Annotated in this window: 21 protein-coding genes; 19 read left to right on the top strand and 2 right to left on the bottom strand. The window is 48.5% G+C overall.

Translation table 11 applies throughout. The annotated features are described in order from the left end of the window. Window positions 1–139 precede the first annotated feature (139 nt). From NSS95_RS08775 to NSS95_RS08755, 5 genes are all read left to right on the top strand, one after another. The gene (locus NSS95_RS08775; RefSeq protein WP_026104521.1) at window positions 140–1003 is read left to right on the top strand and encodes a 3-hydroxyacyl-CoA dehydrogenase; all 864 of its coding nucleotides are present in this window, start codon (window positions 140–142) and stop codon (window positions 1001–1003) included. A gap of 2 nt (window positions 1004–1005) precedes the next feature. After that, a complete protein-coding gene (locus tag NSS95_RS08770; protein ID WP_071451931.1) occupies window positions 1006–2205 on the top strand; it encodes an acetyl-CoA C-acyltransferase in 1200 nt (399 codons plus the stop codon). A 42-nt stretch (window positions 2206–2247) separates the two neighbouring features. Further along, entirely contained in the window at window positions 2248–3141 is an 894-nt protein-coding gene (gene paaX, locus NSS95_RS08765; protein WP_071451930.1) for a phenylacetic acid degradation operon negative regulatory protein PaaX, read from the top strand. Between the two features lie 28 nt (window positions 3142–3169). Then, window positions 3170–4120 carry an NAD(P)H-dependent flavin oxidoreductase gene (locus NSS95_RS08760; RefSeq protein ID WP_328229160.1) on the top strand — a complete coding sequence of 317 codons (951 nt, stop codon included), beginning with the start codon at window positions 3170–3172 and terminating at the stop codon, window positions 4118–4120. A gap of 158 nt (window positions 4121–4278) precedes the next feature. Beyond that, window positions 4279–5163 carry a patatin-like phospholipase family protein gene (locus NSS95_RS08755; protein ID WP_017550518.1) on the top strand — a complete coding sequence of 295 codons (885 nt, stop codon included), beginning with the start codon at window positions 4279–4281 and terminating at the stop codon, window positions 5161–5163. Between the two features lie 17 nt (window positions 5164–5180). On the opposite strand, the gene NSS95_RS08750 is transcribed toward NSS95_RS08755, so the two are convergent. Together NSS95_RS08750 and NSS95_RS08745 are read right to left on the bottom strand one after the other, a co-directional pair. Beyond that, window positions 5181–5546 (bottom strand): SA1362 family protein, encoded by a 366-nt coding sequence (locus NSS95_RS08750; RefSeq protein WP_014098047.1) that lies wholly within the window; start codon window positions 5544–5546, stop codon window positions 5181–5183. A gap of 158 nt (window positions 5547–5704) precedes the next feature. Beyond that, window positions 5705–6628 (bottom strand): DUF1385 domain-containing protein, encoded by a 924-nt coding sequence (locus NSS95_RS08745; protein WP_017550516.1) that lies wholly within the window; start codon window positions 6626–6628, stop codon window positions 5705–5707. Window positions 6629–6805: 177 nt separating this feature from the next. Here NSS95_RS08745 and NSS95_RS08740 point away from each other — a divergent pair, with 177 nt between their 5' ends. The 14 genes from NSS95_RS08740 (at window position 6806) to accC (ending at window position 17092) form a co-directional block, all read left to right on the top strand. Next, on the top strand, window positions 6806–7324 hold the full coding sequence (locus NSS95_RS08740; protein ID WP_035184604.1) for a YqhR family membrane protein: 519 nt from the start codon (window positions 6806–6808) through the stop codon (window positions 7322–7324). A 125-nt stretch (window positions 7325–7449) separates the two neighbouring features. Continuing rightward, the gene (gene aroQ, locus NSS95_RS08735; protein ID WP_017550514.1) at window positions 7450–7905 is read left to right on the top strand and encodes a type II 3-dehydroquinate dehydratase; all 456 of its coding nucleotides are present in this window, start codon (window positions 7450–7452) and stop codon (window positions 7903–7905) included. Continuing rightward, window positions 7899–8960: a M24 family metallopeptidase gene (locus NSS95_RS08730; protein ID WP_017550513.1), complete on the top strand. Its 1062-nt coding sequence runs from the start codon at window positions 7899–7901 to the stop codon at window positions 8958–8960. Before aroQ ends, NSS95_RS08730 begins: the two co-directional genes overlap by 7 nt. 49 nt (window positions 8961–9009) lie before the next feature. Further along, the gene (efp, locus tag NSS95_RS08725) at window positions 9010–9567 is read left to right on the top strand and encodes an elongation factor P (RefSeq protein ID WP_017550512.1); all 558 of its coding nucleotides are present in this window, start codon (window positions 9010–9012) and stop codon (window positions 9565–9567) included. 209 nt (window positions 9568–9776) lie between these two features. Continuing rightward, window positions 9777–10703 carry a stage III sporulation protein AA gene (gene spoIIIAA, locus NSS95_RS08720; protein ID WP_017550511.1) on the top strand — a complete coding sequence of 309 codons (927 nt, stop codon included), beginning with the start codon at window positions 9777–9779 and terminating at the stop codon, window positions 10701–10703. After that, complete coding sequence (spoIIIAB, locus tag NSS95_RS08715; protein WP_014098054.1) at window positions 10696–11211, top strand: stage III sporulation protein SpoIIIAB; 516 nt, start codon at window positions 10696–10698, stop codon at window positions 11209–11211. Before spoIIIAA ends, spoIIIAB begins: the two co-directional genes overlap by 8 nt. Window positions 11212–11242: 31 nt before the next feature. Beyond that, window positions 11243–11446 (top strand): stage III sporulation protein AC, encoded by a 204-nt coding sequence (spoIIIAC, locus tag NSS95_RS08710; RefSeq protein ID WP_013859618.1) that lies wholly within the window; start codon window positions 11243–11245, stop codon window positions 11444–11446. 34 nt (window positions 11447–11480) lie between these two features. Further along, a complete protein-coding gene (spoIIIAD, locus tag NSS95_RS08705) occupies window positions 11481–11870 on the top strand; it encodes a stage III sporulation protein AD (RefSeq protein WP_014098055.1) in 390 nt (129 codons plus the stop codon). A 4-nt stretch (window positions 11871–11874) separates the two neighbouring features. Continuing rightward, on the top strand, window positions 11875–13071 hold the full coding sequence (gene spoIIIAE, locus NSS95_RS08700) for a stage III sporulation protein AE (RefSeq protein ID WP_340713856.1): 1197 nt from the start codon (window positions 11875–11877) through the stop codon (window positions 13069–13071). Window positions 13072–13083: 12 nt separating this feature from the next. After that, entirely contained in the window at window positions 13084–13725 is a 642-nt protein-coding gene (gene spoIIIAF, locus NSS95_RS08695) for a stage III sporulation protein AF (RefSeq protein WP_026683273.1), read from the top strand. Further along, the gene (gene spoIIIAG, locus NSS95_RS08690) at window positions 13715–14368 is read left to right on the top strand and encodes a stage III sporulation protein AG (protein ID WP_035188153.1); all 654 of its coding nucleotides are present in this window, start codon (window positions 13715–13717) and stop codon (window positions 14366–14368) included. Before spoIIIAF ends, spoIIIAG begins: the two co-directional genes overlap by 11 nt. 12 nt (window positions 14369–14380) lie before the next feature. Further along, window positions 14381–14923: a SpoIIIAH-like family protein gene (locus tag NSS95_RS08685; RefSeq protein WP_013859613.1), complete on the top strand. Its 543-nt coding sequence runs from the start codon at window positions 14381–14383 to the stop codon at window positions 14921–14923. Window positions 14924–15246: 323 nt separating this feature from the next. Next, window positions 15247–15729, top strand: coding sequence for an acetyl-CoA carboxylase biotin carboxyl carrier protein (gene accB, locus NSS95_RS08680; protein WP_014098059.1), 483 nt, complete (start codon window positions 15247–15249; stop codon window positions 15727–15729). A gap of 13 nt (window positions 15730–15742) precedes the next feature. Then, the gene (accC, locus tag NSS95_RS08675; RefSeq protein WP_328229159.1) at window positions 15743–17092 is read left to right on the top strand and encodes an acetyl-CoA carboxylase biotin carboxylase subunit; all 1350 of its coding nucleotides are present in this window, start codon (window positions 15743–15745) and stop codon (window positions 17090–17092) included. The last annotated feature ends 21 nt before the right edge of the window (window positions 17093–17113 follow it).

The following is a 17113-nucleotide window of genomic DNA, read 5'->3' as shown; positions in this document are numbered from 1 at the left end:
TCATTGCTGCACTGGCAGTGAAACGGGTATCCGGCAGGGCAAGATGGACAAATAAGAAGCGAACGCATTCTTTCGGGATGGGTTCGCTTCTTTTAAAAATCGTCTAAAAAGATAGAAAATGTAAAGAGGAAGTGGTATGATGGCGGAAACATTGGTTGTCATTGGTTCAGGGGTAATGGGGTGCGGCATTGCTTATGCGGGCGCACTCGGCGGTTTCAAAGTCAGACTGGTAGATGTCCGGCCTGACATCTTGCATCAAGCGGAAAACAGGATTGAATCCGTCATGGAAAAAGGGCTTTCGAGGGGGAAAATCAACGGGGCAGATGCTGAAAGGATAAAGGCAAATATCGAATATACCGTTGATTTGCCGGCTGCAGCCGGTTGTGCAGATGTGATCATCGAGGCAGTGCCGGAAAAAACGGAAATAAAAAAAGAAGTGTTTGAAAAAATGGACAGGTTTGCGCCTGCCGGTTGCATCCTTGCGACCAATACATCAACGATGAGCCCGACTGAAATCGGTTCTTTTACTACCCGTCCCGCATCTGTTATTGCCATGCATTTTTTCAATCCGGTGCATAAAATGCCGCTTGTCGAGATCATCAGGGGGCTTGAAACAAGCGATGAAACGGTTCAACGGGCTGAAAAAACAGCTGAAAAAATGGGGAAAGAAACGGTGATCGTGAATGAATTTCCCGGCTTTGTTACAAGCAGAATCAGCTGTTTAGTTGGAAATGAAGCGTTCTACATGCTGCAGGAAGGGGTAGGGACAGCGGAAGAAATCGATAAAGCCGTCAAGCTCGGCTTGAATTTTCCGATGGGGCCGTTTGAATTGGCGGATTTGGTCGGTTTGGATGCAAGGCTAAACAATTTGCGCTACTTGCATGAAAAGCTTGGCGAAAAGTACCGGCCGGCGCCTTTACTGGAAAAGTATGTGAAAGCGGGCAGGCTTGGGCGGAAAACAGGCAAGGGCGTATATGATTACACAACGGTTGAAGGAGAATGAAGATGAGAGACGTCGTCATCGTTGATGCGGTCAGAACACCGATTGGGCGATATAAAGGAGCGTTAAAATCAGTAAGGCCGGACGATCTGGCGGCAACCGCCATCAAGGCGTTGCTCGGCCGCCATCCCGAAGTTCCCTGGAACGAAATCGAAGAGGTCATTCTCGGAAATGCGAACGGCGCGGGCGAAGAAAACCGGAATGTCGCAAGAATGGCTGCATTGCTCGCCGGACTTCCGGTCGAAACCGCCGGCACAACCGTTAACCGCTTATGCGGATCGGGCCTCGATGCTGTCAATATCGCAGCCAAAGCGATCATGGTTGGTGACGGGGATCTTTATATTGCCGGCGGAACGGAGAGCATGACAAGGGCGCCGTTTGTCATGGCAAAGCCGGAAAACGGCTACCCGAGGGGCAATTTGGAAATGTTTGATACAACGATCGGATGGAGATTTGTCAATGAAAAATTAAAGAAAATGTACGGGACAGACAGCATGCCGGAAACAGCGGAAAATGTCGCAAAGCAATTTCATATCAGCCGGAAAGCGCAGGATGCCTTTGCTTTTACGAGCCAAATGAGGGCGAAAGCGGCCATGGAAGCAAACCGCTTTCAAGATGAAATCGTGCCTGTCGTGTATACGAATCAAAAGGGGGAATCCGTGTCTGTCACCCAGGATGAACATCCCCGCCCCGATACTACGCCGGAAAAACTGGCAAGGCTAAAACCGCTTTTTACAGGAGGCACGGTGACGGCCGGAAATTCATCGGGCATCAATGACGGGGCGTCTGTCGTGCTATTGATGAGCGCTGAAAAAGCCGGCCAATTGGGCATCAAACCGATGGCCCGGTTTGTCGCCAGCGCAACGGCAGGATTGGAACCAAGGGTCATGGGGCTCGGCCCGGTGTACGCAACGAGAAAAGCATTAAAGCGCGCCGGATTTACTATTTCGGATATTGATCTTGTCGAGTTAAACGAAGCCTTTGCTTCCCAGTCTATTGCATGCATCCGGCAGCTGGAACTGGACAGTGAGATTGTCAATGTAAACGGAGGGGCGATTGCGTTCGGACATCCATTGGGAGCAAGCGGCGCGAGAATTTTAACAACGCTCGTCCACGAGATGCAAAAGCGAAAAGCAAAACGGGGGCTCGCTACGATGTGCATCGGGGTGGGCCAGGGGATTGCAACCGTTATCGAAAAAATTTAAAATGGGGGAAAGAGATCTTTGGCAGAGACAAGGAGTTTATAAATGGAAAAAACGTTAAATACGCGTTCGATGATTTTTACGCTTTATGGCGATTACATCCGCCATTACGGAAGCGAAATTTGGATTGGCAGTTTAATCAAATTGCTGGAAGCGTTCGGCCACCATGAGCAATCTGTCCGTGCTGCCATTTCCCGCATGAGCAAACAAGGCTGGGTGGAAAGCCGCAAAGAAGGAAACAACAGTTACTATTCTTTGACTGAACGCGGTGTAAAACGGATGAATGAGGCTGCCGGGCGGATTTTTAAACTGAACCCGGGCAAATGGGACGGCAAATGGCGGTTTTTTCTGTATACGATACCCGAAAAAAAGCGGAACATCAGGGATGAACTGAGAAAAGAACTGATGTGGAGCGGCTTCGGCCTCCTGTTAAACAGTGTCTGGCTTACGCCGAATGATTTGCTGGATGAAATGAAAGGGATCATCGACAAGTATGGGATCAATGAATATGTCAAAATCTTCACTGCCGAAAATGTATGGGGCAAATCCGATAAAGAACTTGTGCATGAATTATGGGATATTGATTATATGAACGACCGGTATGAAGATTTTATGGCCCATTACCGGGAAAAATATGAAAGCGTCAAAGAAAAGATGAAAAGAGGGGAAATGACGAATCAGGACTGCTTTGTCGAACGGACGATGCTTGTCCATAATTACCGGAAACTATTGTTTGTGGATCCCGGTTTGCCGGAAGAACTGCTGCCGGAAAAATGGAAAGGGGAGGAAGCAGCCGCGCTTTTCCGGGACTATTACCGAATCCTTGCCAAACCGGCAAATGATTTTTTTGAAGACATTTTTTCTGAAGGATACGACACTTTTCAGAAAAGCAAACATTATGATGTGTTTGACCATCCGCTTATAACTGAAAAAGCATGATCATTCGGGCGCAGAAAGGAGCGATCAAGTGGCAAATCCGGTAACTGAAATGTTGGGCATCAAATTTCCGGTTTTTCAGGGCGGGATGGGAAATATCAGTGATCCTGCCCTTGCTGCAAGTGTTTCCAACGCTGGCGGGCTGGGAACGATTGGCGCCGGGACGCTGCCCGTAGCGGAAATCGAAAAAAGAATGGATAAAATGCGCAGCTTGGCCGCTTCCCCCTGCTGCGTCAATATTGCCATTTCGGTTCATCCAAACGCGGACGAAGTCATCCGGTTAGCGATTGAAAAGAAGATTCCAGTTGTTTCCCTATCTGCCGGCAACCCTTCGAAATATATCCCAGTTTTGCATCAAAACGGCATAAAAGTGATTTGTGTCTCCTCCACTGTCCGCCAGGCGAAAAAAGCGGAAGCAGCGGGGGCTGATGTCCTTGTATGCGAAGGATACGAAGCAGCAGGAATCAATGCTGCCAATGAAAGCACGACAATGGTGCTCGTTCCGCAGATTGTAAAAGCGGTCAACATTCCGGTTGTCGCAGCGGGAGGGATTGCGGACGGCAAAGGTTTGGCGGCGGCGCTTTCGCTCGGGGCATACGGCGTGCAAATGGGGACGAGATTCATCGCAACAAAAGAAGCGCAGTTTCACCCTGTATATAAGAAGGCTGTCATTGAAGCAACAGATGAAGCGACGATGATCATCGGCAGACGATACCAAATGATGCGCAGAGTGTTCAAAAATGCGTACGCAGGCTATCTCCGCGAACTGGAAGAAAGCGGCGCGGATCCGGGCCGCTTTAAAGCGCTGACAAGCGAAGCCCATCATGAAAGGGGAGCGCTTCAAGGCGATATGGAGCACGGTTTTATAAACGGGGGCCAAATTGCCGGCCTTATTGAGGACTGCCCGTCTGTTGCCCAATTATTAGAAGAAATGGTAAAGGAAGCGCAGGCTGTGCTAACCAGGAGCATGGCGCGATTATAGTCCCGTATGAACGCTTTGTTCTAATTCCTCTCCTTGTGCGCTAAAATAATAAAAAAGCATTTTTCATCTTTCGCTCAAGCAGGGCATCCTGCCAACATTCCGTATCTTTTCTGACCAACAAACCGAAACGCCCGATGCGAATCCAAGGGTGGGTTTCCATGGAAATTGATGCGGTTTTTTCCGGTGGAGGCATAAAAGGCCTTGCGCTCATCGGGGCATTGGAAGTATTGGAAAAAAGGGGATTTACGTTTAAACGGCTGGCCGGCACAAGCGTCGGTTCCGTTTTTGCAGGGCTGTTGGCTGCAGGGTATACAAGCGGCGAAATGAAGCAAATGCTTGCGGAAACAGACACGGCCGCGTTCCTTGACGAGCGGAAAACGCTGCTGCCGGTGCCGTTTGCGAAATGGCTGCTGCTGTATTGGCGGCTCGGGCTGTACAGGGGCGCCGCGTTTGAGGAATGGATCGGAGAAAAACTCGCCTCTAAAGGGGTGTACACGTTCAAAGATGTTCCAAAAGGCTCCCTTTATTTCACGGCATCCGATCTTACCCATAACCGGCTTGTTGTATTGCCTGATGACCTAGAGCGTTACGGGGTGCCATGGCAAACCTTTCCGGTAGCAAAGGCCATCCGGATGAGCGCGAGCATCCCGTATTTTTTCGAACCGGTACGGCTGCGCTCGCTGGAAGGCACGAGCCTTATTGCAGACGGTGGCGTTTTAAGCAATTTTCCGATGTGGCTGTTTGTCAAACCGGAAGAAAAAAAGGCGCGGCCGGTGCTCGGCATCACGCTTAGCCCAAAACAATCAGAAGAGCCAAATGCGGAGATAAAAAATGCGATCCAGCTGTTCGATGCCTTGTTCAAGACGATGAAAGACGCCCATGATGCCCGCTATATTTCAAGAAAACTGGAAAAGGACATTATTTTTATCGCTGCAGATGGCGTACCTGCCACAGATTTTCAGCTTTCCGCCGAACAAAAAGCAGCCTTAATCGAGGCGGGCCGGAAAAAAACAGAAACGTTTCTGAAAACGTGGTCCTATTAATTAAAAAAGAATCGAGCTTAGTAGACAGCTCGATTTTTCTTTTTGCCCTTTTTGCCTTCAATCACGGTTAACTGGACATTGGATTTTTTGCGCAGCGGCCGTTTTGAAAATTTAACCGTGTGGACAGTATGGACCTTCATATTCCGTTTTTTCATTCTTTTTCTGGATTTGCGGGCGGCTTTTAAAAATGCTTTTTGTTCCTGGTTGGAAACATTTGTGCTTCTCTTGAGTAAGAAACGCATGCCAGCCAAAAGCACTGCCGCAAAAATGAAGGCTATCAAAACCCTTTTTAAGAATACAACCGGCTCATGAAACAAAGAGGAACCCAGGCCAAGCAGGGCCAAAAGAAAAATGCCGGCGATGATCCATTGACGCGTCTTCAACAAAAGCCACCTCCTCATGTTTTCCTAACCATTTTTTCCATCATTCTATCAGTTTATACGGTTCCGGCCGTTTTTATTTTGAGGTTGGTACCCCGTCGCACAAACAAGCTTGTGATAGTAAATGTATTCCCATGCACTGGAAACTTCAAACGCCGTTTTTAACGGGCGGCAGAAGCCATATCACCCGATTCCAGTTCAAGCAGCGCCTGAAAGGAGGAAATCGCAACTTCAATTTGCTTGTCATCCGGCTCTTTTGTCGTTAACAGCTGAAGCCACAGGCCCGGATAGCCAAGATATTTCAGAACCGGAATATGGCGGACTTTATTGGTCAGCTGAAGAACTTCAAACGACGTGCCGAGCACGACCGGAATCAGCAAAATCCGGTCGATGATGCGAAGCCAGAGCGGATCTGTCGGGACAAGCGTATAAATCAGGACGCTCACAATCACGGTAAACAGAATAAAACTGCTGCCGCACCGGTAATGCAGCCTCGATTGCGAGCGGACGTTTTCAACGGTCAGGGCAAGCCCGTTTTCAAATGTATTGATGACTTTATGTTCAGCCCCGTGGTATTGGAATACCCGCTTGATAAACGGCGTTAAAGAAATCAAATAAATATACGAAAGCACGAGCAGCAGCTTAAACGCGCCTTCAATGAGAATTTGCGCGGTATCTCCGGAAAAAAACGGCCTTGTCAGTTCTGCCAGAAAAACGGGAATCAGCGTCATGAAAAATTTGGCAAACAAAAAGGACAAGACGCCGGCAGCAGCCACGCCGAGCACCACCGTTGTTTTTGCCGGGGCTGCTTCCTTCCTTTTTTCGTCTTCTTCCGGGTCAACATCATACCGCTCGCTTGCAAAATTCAAATGCTTTGCCCCGTTTGCGGATGATTCAATGATGGCAATGATCCCGCGCAAAAACGGGATTTTTTTTAATTTTTGAATGAACGGGCGCGTCTCTTTCGGCAGATAAAAGAAGTCGATCCGGTTGTTTTTGCGGCGGATGGCAGTGACCGAATGCCGCTTTCCGCCGAACATGACCCCTTCCACGACTGCCTGGCCGCCATAAGCTGGTTTTGTCAATTTCTTCTCCCCCAAACCTAAACTTCGAATGTTTCTTTCCCGTTTAAGACGGAATGGATTTCCGAAACGTTACTTACGCTTATTTTACTAAATCATTTTAAATACGACTAGGGGAAAGACTTATGGGAAAGATAAGAAAGAAAAGATGCGCGCCGTCCATGTGAAGGGGTGGAAAATATGGAAAATAACAGCAAAGCAATGAAAAACCAGGAGCATTCCATGACCTTTTTTCAAATGGTGCTTGTGACCGGATTTGCGGGCGGGATCATTTGGAGCCTGGTTGCCTATTTATGCTTTTCTTTTCATTTTACGGCAATTGAACCGAATGTCCTGCTTGAACCATTTACGGTAGGATCCTGGCGCAAAATGTGGATCGGAAAAACCATTTCCATACTGGTATACGGATTGTTCTCTACCGGCTGTGCCCTTGTCTATTATCTTTTCTTTAAAAAATTGAAATCGATGTGGGTGGGCGCGATCTACGGGCTTTGCCTGTGCGCGGTCGTCCTGATTGTGCTGAATCCGATTTTTCCCGGCATGAAGCCTTTTTTAAAACTCGATGCCAATACGATTATCACTTGCTGTTGCATTTACATTCTCTATGGGGTGTTTATCGGTTATTCGATTTCGTTTGAGTATGAAAGAAGCCGGGTTTTTAAGAGAAAACTGGAGAGACAGTCGAACCCGCTCCCGTAAATCGATCCGGGCGGGAGGAACGCCCAGGATTCAGGCAGATACAAGCAGGCGGAAAGTAAAAAATAGAAATTTTCTTCAATTTATGGTAAAATGGGCACGTTAAATATGGGAAAAAGGTGCTTGAAATGAAAAAATACCTCGTATTAAACGGCCCGAATCTGAATTTGCTTGGGCAAAGGGAACCCGGCATTTACGGGAAAGATTCGATAAAAACCCTGATGGCACGCATGGAAGCGGCGGCCCGAGAGCACGGCGTTGCCATCGGTTTTTTCCAATCCAACCATGAAGGCGCCCTGATTGACAAGCTCCATGCTGCCGGGGATGAAGGCTTTGCCGGGATTATTTTCAATCCAGGCGCGTTCACGCATTACAGCTATGCTTTGCGGGACGCGATCAGTGCCATCCGCCTACCGGTGATTGAAGTACATATTTCGAACATCCATGCCCGCGAGGAATTCCGCCACCATTCTGTAACGGCGGCTGTTGCGCGCGGGCAAATTGCAGGCCTTGGGCTGTACGGCTATGAGCTTGCCCTCATGGCCTTGCTTGAGGCAGAAAAGGGAGAGGAAGAAAGATGTTAAAATTGGAGAAACTGAGAGAAGCATTTCCGCAGGCCGCTATTGACGGCTTGCTCATCACAAGCCCGTATAACCGCCGCTATATGTCCAATTTTACGGGAACGACCGGGATTGTCCTTATATCCGGGGAAGCGGCAAAATTTATTACGGATTTCCGTTATGTCGAGCAGGCATCAAAAGAGTGTGAAGGCTACGAAATCGTCCAGCATCAGGGACCGGTGGAACAGGAAGTGGCCAAACAGGTAGAAGCAATGGGGATCAAACGGCTCGGGTTTGAGCAGGACCATATGAGCTATGCGCTTTTTAAAACGTATGAAGGGCTGCTCGATGCAGAACTGGTTCCGGTTTCCGGGCTTGTTGAAAATTTGCGCTTGATCAAAACAGATGCGGAAATTAAGATATTAAAAGAAGCTGCGGATATTGCAGATGCTGCTTTTAAACATATCCTTGACTTCTTAAAACCGGGCGTCACGGAATTGGAAGTTTCCAATGAACTCGAATTTTTCATGAGGAAATGCGGCGCGACCGCTTCTTCATTTGATACCATCGTCGCATCCGGCCTCCGCTCTGCCATGCCGCACGGGGTGGCGACGGACAAAGTGATCGAAAAAGGCGATTTGGTCACGATGGATTACGGTGCGCTCTATAAAGGCTATTGTTCGGATATAACAAGGACGGTTGCCGTCGGGGAGCCTTCCGAGCAATTGAAGGAAATTTACAATATTGTGCTGGAATCGCAGCTGCTTGCCGTCGAAAACATTAAACCGGGCATGTCCGGTGTTGAAGCAGACGCCATTTCCCGCGATTATATTGCCCAGAAAGGTTATGGTGAAGCGTTCGGCCACTCCCTCGGGCACGGGATCGGCCTTGAAATCCACGAAGGCCCGAATCTTTCCATGCGCTCGGCTTATACTTTGGAACCGGGCATGGTTGTCACCATCGAACCGGGTATTTATGTGCCGGGTGTCGGCGGCGTCCGGATTGAAGACGATACGGTGATGACCGAAAATTCGAATGAATTGCTGACGCATTCCGCAAAAGAACTGATTATATTATAATAGTTACAGCCCTTAACAGGGGATCGAATGAACATGTAGGAGGAAAAATATGATTTCAGTAAACGATTTTCGCACCGGCTTAACGATTGAAGTGGATGGCGGCATCTGGCGCGTCCTCGATTTCCAGCATGTTAAACCGGGAAAGGGCGCCGCTTTTGTGCGCTCGAAGCTTCGCAATTTGCGTACCGGCGCCATCCAGGAAAAAACGTTCCGTGCCGGCGAAAAAGTCGAAAGGGCACAGATCGACAACCGGAGAATGCAGTATTTATATGCAAACGGCGACCAGCACGTATTTATGGATACGGAAACGTATGAACAAATCGAGCTGAGCAGCGCCCAAATTAAAGACGAGCTGCAATACTTGCTGGAAAACATGGAAGTGCAAATGATCATGTACCAAGGAGAAACGCTCGGCATTGAACTCCCGAATACGGTCACGCTGACAGTTACCCATACGGAACCGGGGGTAAAGGGCGATACGGCAACAGGCGGGTCCAAACCGGCCACGCTTGAAACCGGCCTGACGGTACAAGTGCCTTTCTTTGTAAATGAAGGCGATAAATTGATCATCAATACAACGGACGGTTCATACGTGTCCCGTGCCTGATTGCTTTGAAAAAAGCTTGGCGTCCCAAACGGCGTCAAGCTTTTTTGCTTTTCCGGCAAGATAGGAAAAAAATAAGTTTACATAATCATATTATAAACAACTTAAACTTTCAGAGCCTGCCACTGCTTCCTTGTCATAGTTTTCAAACCCGGCGAATAGATTGTACTATCCATGAACCAAACTGTATGTTTTGAAAGCAGGGATGAAGAATGGAAGATTTGCTGGGCATTTTGCCGAAATCCTTATCCAACCAGCTGGAAAAGTTGGGGGATATACTCGAAGATGTGGAAGAAATCCGCATCCGCGTAAACCGCCCGCTTGAAATTACTTCAAAAGGAATCCCGCATTTTTTGCGCTACATGCCAACGGAGAGCGATGCCGAGCAGCTGATCAGCCGGCTTGCGAATTTCTCCTTTTACGCCCTTGAAGAAGAGCTGAAAAAGGGATATGTCACGATCAGCGGCGGGCACCGTGTCGGATTCGCGGGGAAAGTCATTCTTGAAAATGGACAAGTAAAGGCGATCCGCTATTTTTCATCTTTTAATATCCGGATTGCCCGGGAAAAAATCGGGACTGCAGATCCTTATCTTTCTGCCCTTCACAACGGGCACTGGTTGTCCGCGATGATCATCGGGGCGCCCCAGACCGGGAAAACGACATTTTTAAGGGATATCGCACGGCTGATTTCAACCGGCATCCCGGAACGCGGCATTTCGCCCGCCAAAGTGGGAATTGTCGACGAACGGTCTGAAATTGCCGGCTGCGTCCACGGCATCCCGCAACTCCATTTCGGGCCAAGGGTCGATGTGCTGGATGCCTGCCCGAAAGCGGAAGGGATGATGATGCTGATCCGGTCGATGAGCCCGGATGTCATCATCGTGGATGAGATCGGCCGCGAAGAAGATGCGGCGGCAATTATGGAGGCGGTAAATGCGGGCATTTCGCTCGTCATGACAACGCACGGGGAAAACTTCCGGGATATAAATAAGCGCCCGATTTTAAAGAAAATCCTCGAATCGTATGCGTTTGACCGTTTTCTCGAACTGTCGCGGGGGAGCCGGCCGGGAAGGGTAACAGCAGTCCGGGATGCGGAAGGGAACATCATTCGTACCGGTGAAGGTGTTTCCCGTGCTTAAACTTTTTGGAGCAGCACTGATTGTGTTCGCCACCAGTTTCATCGGCTTTGAGGCAGCGAAACGGTTAAGCGAACGCCCCCGCCAGCTAAGAATTTTTCAAAGCGCGCTTCAAGCACTGGAGGTGGAAATCATGTACGGGCATACCCCGCTGCATGAAGCGGCAAGAAAACTGTCAGACCAGCTTCCGGATCCGGCTGCCGCCTTCTTCCGTTCCTTTGCCGGCCAGTTGACAACATTGGAAACAACGGTAAAAGAAGCATGGGAAAAAAGCCTTGACGGGATTTGGGAACTGACGGCCCTGAAAGAAAATGAGTATGAAGTATTGCGGCAACTCGGGGAAAACCTGGGCAAACATGACCGCTATACCGAGCAAAAGCAGCTGCTCCTGGCCCTTTCGCATTTGGAACGGGAAGAAAAAGAAGCGCACGAAAGGCAGCTCCGCTATGAAAAAATGGCAAAAAGCCTTGGCGTCCTCACGGGTTTACTGATCGCTATTTTACTGATCTGAGAGATGCACGGATCATATTGGGGGAAAAGCAATGGGCATTGATGTGGATATCATTTTTAAAATTGCCGGGGTCGGGATTGTCGTCGCATTTCTCCACACGATTCTTGACCAGGTTGGCAAAAAAGAATATGCGCAATGGGTTACGCTTCTCGGTTTTCTTTACATTTTGTTTTTAGTGGCATCCATCGTAGGGGATTTGTTTTCCAAAATCAAAACGGTCTTTCTTTTTCAGTAAGCCGGGAAAAAAGGGGGGATTTCCCATTGAAATTTTGCAAATTGCGGGTGTGGCGCTCATCACGACTTTCCTTGCGCTCATATTAAAAGAGCAGAAACCGAATTTTGCCTTTTTGCTGACGCTTTTTGCCGGCTGTTTTATCTTTCTATTTCTGGTGGACAAGATATATGAGATCATCCGCCTGCTGCAAAAAATTGCCCAAAAAGGGAATGTCGACACGATGTATATCGAAACGATCCTGAAAATTATCGGCGTCGCTTATATCGCCGATTTTGCATCCAATATTACAAAAGATGCCGGGCAGGGGGCACTTGCGGCAAAGGTGGAGCTGGCCGGCAAAATCATAATTTTAACAATGGCCATCCCCATTCTTACCGTGCTGATTGAAACGATTGTCAATCTCGTTCCGCGTGCAGGGAGTTGAGAATATGGGGCGCAAAAAAATGTGCATCGCGCTTTTCATTCTGTTTGCCTTCTGTTTCTTCGCACAGCCGGCATCCGCCGCTTCGGAAAATACGGACAAACAGGAGAACATTCCGGAAAAAATGGTCGATGAACAACTGAATCAATTGGACTTATCAGAACTGAAAAACTACTGGGATGAAATTGTCAGCAAATACGGCGGATACTTGCCGGAAAGCCAGAAAGGGAGCCTTATGGATTTTATGAAAGGCGAAAAGCATTTTTCTTTGCAAGCCTGGCTGAAAGGGCTGCTTTCGTATATTTTTCAGGAGCTGCTGATCAATGCAAAACTATTAGGCTCCCTCATCATTCTTACGATTCTGAGCATCCTGCTGGAAAACCTGCATCATTCGTTCCAGCAAGGGACGATCAGCAAAATTGCGTATGCGGTTGTTTTCATGGTGCTCGTCATTATTGCCCTGAACAGTTTTCATGTCGCCCTTCAATATGCGCTTGAGGCGATCCGGACAATGAAAGGTTTTATCCTGGCGCTGATGCCGCTCTTGCTGGCGCTGCTTTCCACATCGGGCGGCGCCGGATCGGCAGCCTTTTTTCACCCGGTCATTATTTTTCTCTCCGGCACAAGCGGCATGCTGGTCGAGATCATCGTGCTGCCGCTTCTGCTGCTTTCAACGCTCTTAGGCGTCGTCAGCACCCTCTCGGAACAGCACAAAGCAACACAGCTGGCCGGTCTGTTGCGCAATCTCGGGATCGGCATACTCGGCGCTTTTATGGCTGTGTTTTTAGGCGTCTTGTCCGTTCAGGGGACGGCAACGGCGGTGATGGATGGGCTTGCGGTCAGGACCGCAAAATTTGTGACCGGCAATTTTGTCCCGGTTGTCGGGCGGATGCTGACGGATGCCGCCGATACGGTGATCAGCGCTTCCGTCCTTTTGAAAAATACGCTCGGCATTGCAGGTGTCGCCATTGTGCTGCTCATTGCGGCGTTTCCGGCTATCAAAATTTTCGCCATGTCGTTCATGTTCAAGCTCGCTTCCGCCCTTTTGCAGCCGCTCGGCGGGGGGGCGGTCATCAGCTGTCTTGATATCATCAGCAAAAACATGCTGTACGTATTTGCCGCCCTCGCGATTGTGACCATCATGTTTTTTCTCAGCATTACGATCATCGTTACGGCGGGCAATCTTACGATGATGATGCGTTAAGGGGGGAGACCTGTGGACGTTTTGACAAAATGGGTGCTGAATATCATCATTTTTATCCTTTTGGCGACCATAACGGACATGCTTCTGCCTGACTCCGGGATGCGGAAATATACAAAGCTTGTGACCGGGCTTTTGCTCATTGCCATCATCGTCACACCCGTATTCCGGCTCTTTTCCACAGATCCTGCCATATGGATAGAAAAATTCGGGGATTCCGGTACTTCAAGCCCGTCTGCGGAAGAAAATGCGCTTGAAACGAAGAAAAAAGAAATAAATGACATGCAGCAGGAATATACATTACAACAAATGGCTGTCCAACTGAAGCAGGATGCGGAAGGGGAGGTAGAGGAAGCGTTTGGAAAATCGATTTCAAAAATCACGGTCGAGTGGAAAGACGGGGCCAAAAGCGGGGATCTTACCGCTTTAAAAGCGTCAAATGTAAAAAAAATCCATGTCTATCTGGAAGCGCAAAACGAAAAAGAGACTGTTGCTGCCATTAAACCGGTTGAAATCGGGACGGATAAACAAACAGAAAAACAAAGCACACGGGAGCAGCAATCGATCATTGCCATGTTGTCAAACCGCTGGAAAATCAATAAAGAAAAAATTGATCTCCGTTTCGAAGGGGGGCTTGAAAACGAAAATGGATCGTAACCAGGGACCGTTCAAAAAACTGAAAGAAAAATGGCTGCCATCCGGCCCGCCGGATAAAAAGAAAAAACTTGTGCTGTTAACCCTACTATTGATTTCCGGTCTCGGGATGATGTTTATCAACGACCTTTTCGGGACTTCAAGCGAAAAAAACGAAGCGCTGACTGCATCTTCACCCGTAAAAACGGCAGGCGGAAAAGGGACAGCCGCATTCGGTGCAGGCACTTCCAAAAAATCAAAATCGATCTCCACGTACGAAAACCAATATGAGAAAGAACTGAAAAGCATTCTGGAACAAATCAAGGGCGTCGGCTCCGTAAACGTACAGGTGAATGTGGCCACATCAGAAAGTAAAGTGTATGAGAAAAACGCCACCATCCGGAATGAAACGACAACCGAAACAGATAAAAACGGCGGGGAACGGAAAATTGACAGCATTTCAAAAGATGATAAAGTCGTCATCGTCCAAAACGGGGACAAGGAAGTGCCGCTTGTAACAGAAACCAGGAAGCCGGAGATTACAGGGGTGTTAGTCGTTTGCGAGGGCGGCGGCGACGTCTCCATCCAAAAATCGGTAAAAGAAGCTGTTGCAAGCGCCCTTGATATCGCAAGTTACCGTGTTTCCGTCATGCCAAAAAAAGAATGAGGAGGAATGGGTATGCTTTTGAAAAAACAAACGGTCTGGCTGTTGACCATGTTAAGCCTTGTTGTGGTTTTGTCCGTGTACTATGTGACGGCGGAACCAAAAACGACGAATCAGGTTACCCGGCAAGAAAAAGAAAAGGAATCTGCGGCAACGAAGGAAAAGGCTTCCGGTTCGCAAAAAATCAAATTGACAACAAAGTCTGCCAGTGATGAAGTGTTTGAGACGCTCCGCCTTGAGCGGCAGGATGAAATGAGCAAAAAGCAGGAAGAACTGACCAATAAACTCGCATCGACCGACCTGACGCCGGATGAAAAAAGCAAGGCAATGGATGAAATGAAAAAATTAACGGAGACGGCGAATAAAGAACAGGTTTTAGAAAGCCTGATCAAAGCAAAAGGATATGAGGATGCGCTCGTTCAGGCAGACGGCGATGAAGTGGTCGTGACCGTCAAATCGAAAAAGCACGATAAAGCGGCTGCAAATGAAATCGTCAAGCTTGTGAACCAGGAATTGGGCAATACGCCAAAACTGGCCGTGGAATTCCAGACAAATTAAGGAAAGCCAGAATAGGGGGCGGTTACAGCCCTTTTTTCTGTGCGGAAAACAAGGGAGATTGCTTTTTTGCCGGGCTTTTTTTCTATATTTAAAAAATGATTGAAAAATGATTGAAAAATAGATTTGCGCGTGATTTTAAATTTCCGTAAAACGCTTCCTCCTTTTTGCGCCAAGCGGGGAAGGGCATTTTTGCAATGTGCCGGGAATCCGTTTTTTATACAAATGATTGAATTTTCGCCTCCGGTTATCGTATGATATGGATAGTTATTTATTCATAAATTGTTAACAATTTTAGAAGCTGAAAAAACGAAGGAGTGTCATATATGCTGAAAGTAGAGGAAATCCAGGCTTTGATCGAGCTTGTGGACCGTTCAAACCTCGATGAATTTGAATTTGAAAACGACGGGACCGTCATCAAAATGAAGAAAAACACCGGCGTCCAAGTCATTGAACGCCCGGTGCGTGAAGTGGCTCAGGTTTCCGCACCCCCGCAAATGCCTGCGCAGCCCCGCCAGCTTGCAGAAAACCCGCAGCCTGAAGCTCCGGCGCAAGCAGCCGACGAAAATCTGCATAAAATCGTGTCGCCGATGGTTGGCACCTTTTACCAGGCGGGTTCCCCGGAAGAAGAACCGTATGTGCAAATCGGCTCCAAAGTCAGCCCGAATACGGTTGTATGCATGATTGAAGCGATGAAGCTGTTTAACGAAATCGAAGCGGAAGTGGAAGGGGAAATTGTAGATATCCTCGTCAAAGACGGCCAGCTTGTTGAATTCGGCCAGCCATTATTTTTGGTAAAGACAAAGTAAGGAGCGGACTTTCATGATTAAAAAAGTTTTGATTGCAAACCGCGGCGAAATTGCGGTTCGGATTATCCGTGCCTGCCGCGACCTCGGGATTGAAGCCGTGGCCGTTTATTCGGAAGCGGACAAAGATGCACTGCATGTCCAGCTTGCGGATGAAGCGTACTGCATCGGCCCGAAAGCATCGAAAGACAGTTATTTAAATTTTGCCAACATCATCAGCGCAGCAACTTTAACAGGCTGTGACGCGATCCATCCCGGTTACGGATTTCTTGCTGAAAATGCCGATTTTGCCGAGCTTTGCCGAGAATGCAATATTGAGTTTATCGGGCCAAGCCCGGAAGCCATTGCGAAAATGGGCGCAAAAGATGTGGCGCGCGAAACGATGAAAAAAGCGGGCGTGCCGATTGTCCCGGGTTCGGACGGGCTTGTAAAAGACGCAGAAGAAGCAAAAGTCGTCGCAAAAAAAATCGGCTATCCGGTGATTATTAAGGCAACGGCCGGCGGCGGTGGCAAAGGGATCCGCGTAGCTTTGAATGAAGAAGAGCTTGTAAAAGGCATCCACATCACCCAGCAGGAAGCCGCGACTGCTTTCGGCAACCCGGGTGTTTATCTTGAAAAATACATTGAAGACTTCCGCCATGTTGAAATCCAGGTCATGGCTGATAAATTCGGCAATGTGATCCACCTGGGCGAACGGGATTGCACCATCCAGCGGCGGCTGCAAAAACTGCTTGAAGAATCCCCGTCCCCGGCACTATCGAGCGAAATGCGCGAAGAAATGGGGCAGGCTGCCGTGAAAGCGGCAAAAGCGGTTGACTATACGGGGGCCGGCACCATCGAGTTTATTTTTGACCACCGCAACCAGAAGTTTTACTTTATGGAAATGAATACCCGCATCCAGGTGGAACACCCGGTTACAGAAATGGTCACTGGCGTGGATCTTGTCAAAGAACAGATCCTTGTGGCATCCGGGGAACCGTTATCCTTAAAGCAGGATGAAGTCACATGGAACGGCTGGGCAATTGAATGCCGGATCAATGCCGAAAATCCGGAAAAGAATTTTATGCCGTCTGCGGGCAAAATTAGCTTTTACCTGCCGCCGGGCGGGATCGGCATCCGCGTGGAATCGGCCGTATATCCGGGTTACAGCATTCCGCCGTATTATGATTCCATGATTGCCAAGCTCATTGCCTACGGAGCGACGCGCGATGAGGCGATTGCTCGCATGAGACGCGCGCTCAGCGAATATGCCGTGGAAGGCGTCCACACGACGATTCCGTTCCATCAGCGCCTCCTCGAACATGAAGTTTTTGTCGAAGGGGATTTCAACACGAAATTCCTTGAAAAATATGATGTAATGAAATAACGTGTAATTATAGGAGGTGTT

Source organism: Weizmannia sp. FSL K6-3076 (genome assembly GCF_038007245.1).
In the GTDB taxonomy this organism is placed as follows: Bacteria; Bacillota; Bacilli; order Bacillales; family Bacillaceae_C; genus Weizmannia; species Weizmannia faecalis.
Note: the sequence above shows the minus strand (reverse complement) of the source record. Positions and strands in the feature narration are given on the sequence as shown.

Coding starts and splice junctions, on each gene's coding strand:
- NSS95_RS08775 (WP_026104521.1), top strand. CDS start 140: ATGGCGGAAACATTGGTTGTCATTGGTTCAGGGGTAATGGGGTGCGGC.
- NSS95_RS08770 (WP_071451931.1), top strand. CDS start 1,006: ATGAGAGACGTCGTCATCGTTGATGCGGTCAGAACACCGATTGGGCGA.
- paaX (WP_071451930.1), top strand. CDS start 2,248: ATGGAAAAAACGTTAAATACGCGTTCGATGATTTTTACGCTTTATGGC.
- NSS95_RS08755 (WP_017550518.1), top strand. CDS start 4,279: ATGGAAATTGATGCGGTTTTTTCCGGTGGAGGCATAAAAGGCCTTGCG.
- NSS95_RS08740 (WP_035184604.1), top strand. CDS start 6,806: ATGGAAAATAACAGCAAAGCAATGAAAAACCAGGAGCATTCCATGACC.
- aroQ (WP_017550514.1), top strand. CDS start 7,450: ATGAAAAAATACCTCGTATTAAACGGCCCGAATCTGAATTTGCTTGGG.
- NSS95_RS08730 (WP_017550513.1), top strand. CDS start 7,899: ATGTTAAAATTGGAGAAACTGAGAGAAGCATTTCCGCAGGCCGCTATT.
- efp (WP_017550512.1), top strand. CDS start 9,010: ATGATTTCAGTAAACGATTTTCGCACCGGCTTAACGATTGAAGTGGAT.
- spoIIIAA (WP_017550511.1), top strand. CDS start 9,777: ATGGAAGATTTGCTGGGCATTTTGCCGAAATCCTTATCCAACCAGCTG.
- spoIIIAC (WP_013859618.1), top strand. CDS start 11,243: ATGGGCATTGATGTGGATATCATTTTTAAAATTGCCGGGGTCGGGATT.
- spoIIIAE (WP_340713856.1), top strand. CDS start 11,875: ATGGGGCGCAAAAAAATGTGCATCGCGCTTTTCATTCTGTTTGCCTTC.
- spoIIIAG (WP_035188153.1), top strand. CDS start 13,715: ATGGATCGTAACCAGGGACCGTTCAAAAAACTGAAAGAAAAATGGCTG.
- NSS95_RS08685 (WP_013859613.1), top strand. CDS start 14,381: ATGCTTTTGAAAAAACAAACGGTCTGGCTGTTGACCATGTTAAGCCTT.
- accB (WP_014098059.1), top strand. CDS start 15,247: ATGCTGAAAGTAGAGGAAATCCAGGCTTTGATCGAGCTTGTGGACCGT.
- accC (WP_328229159.1), top strand. CDS start 15,743: ATGATTAAAAAAGTTTTGATTGCAAACCGCGGCGAAATTGCGGTTCGG.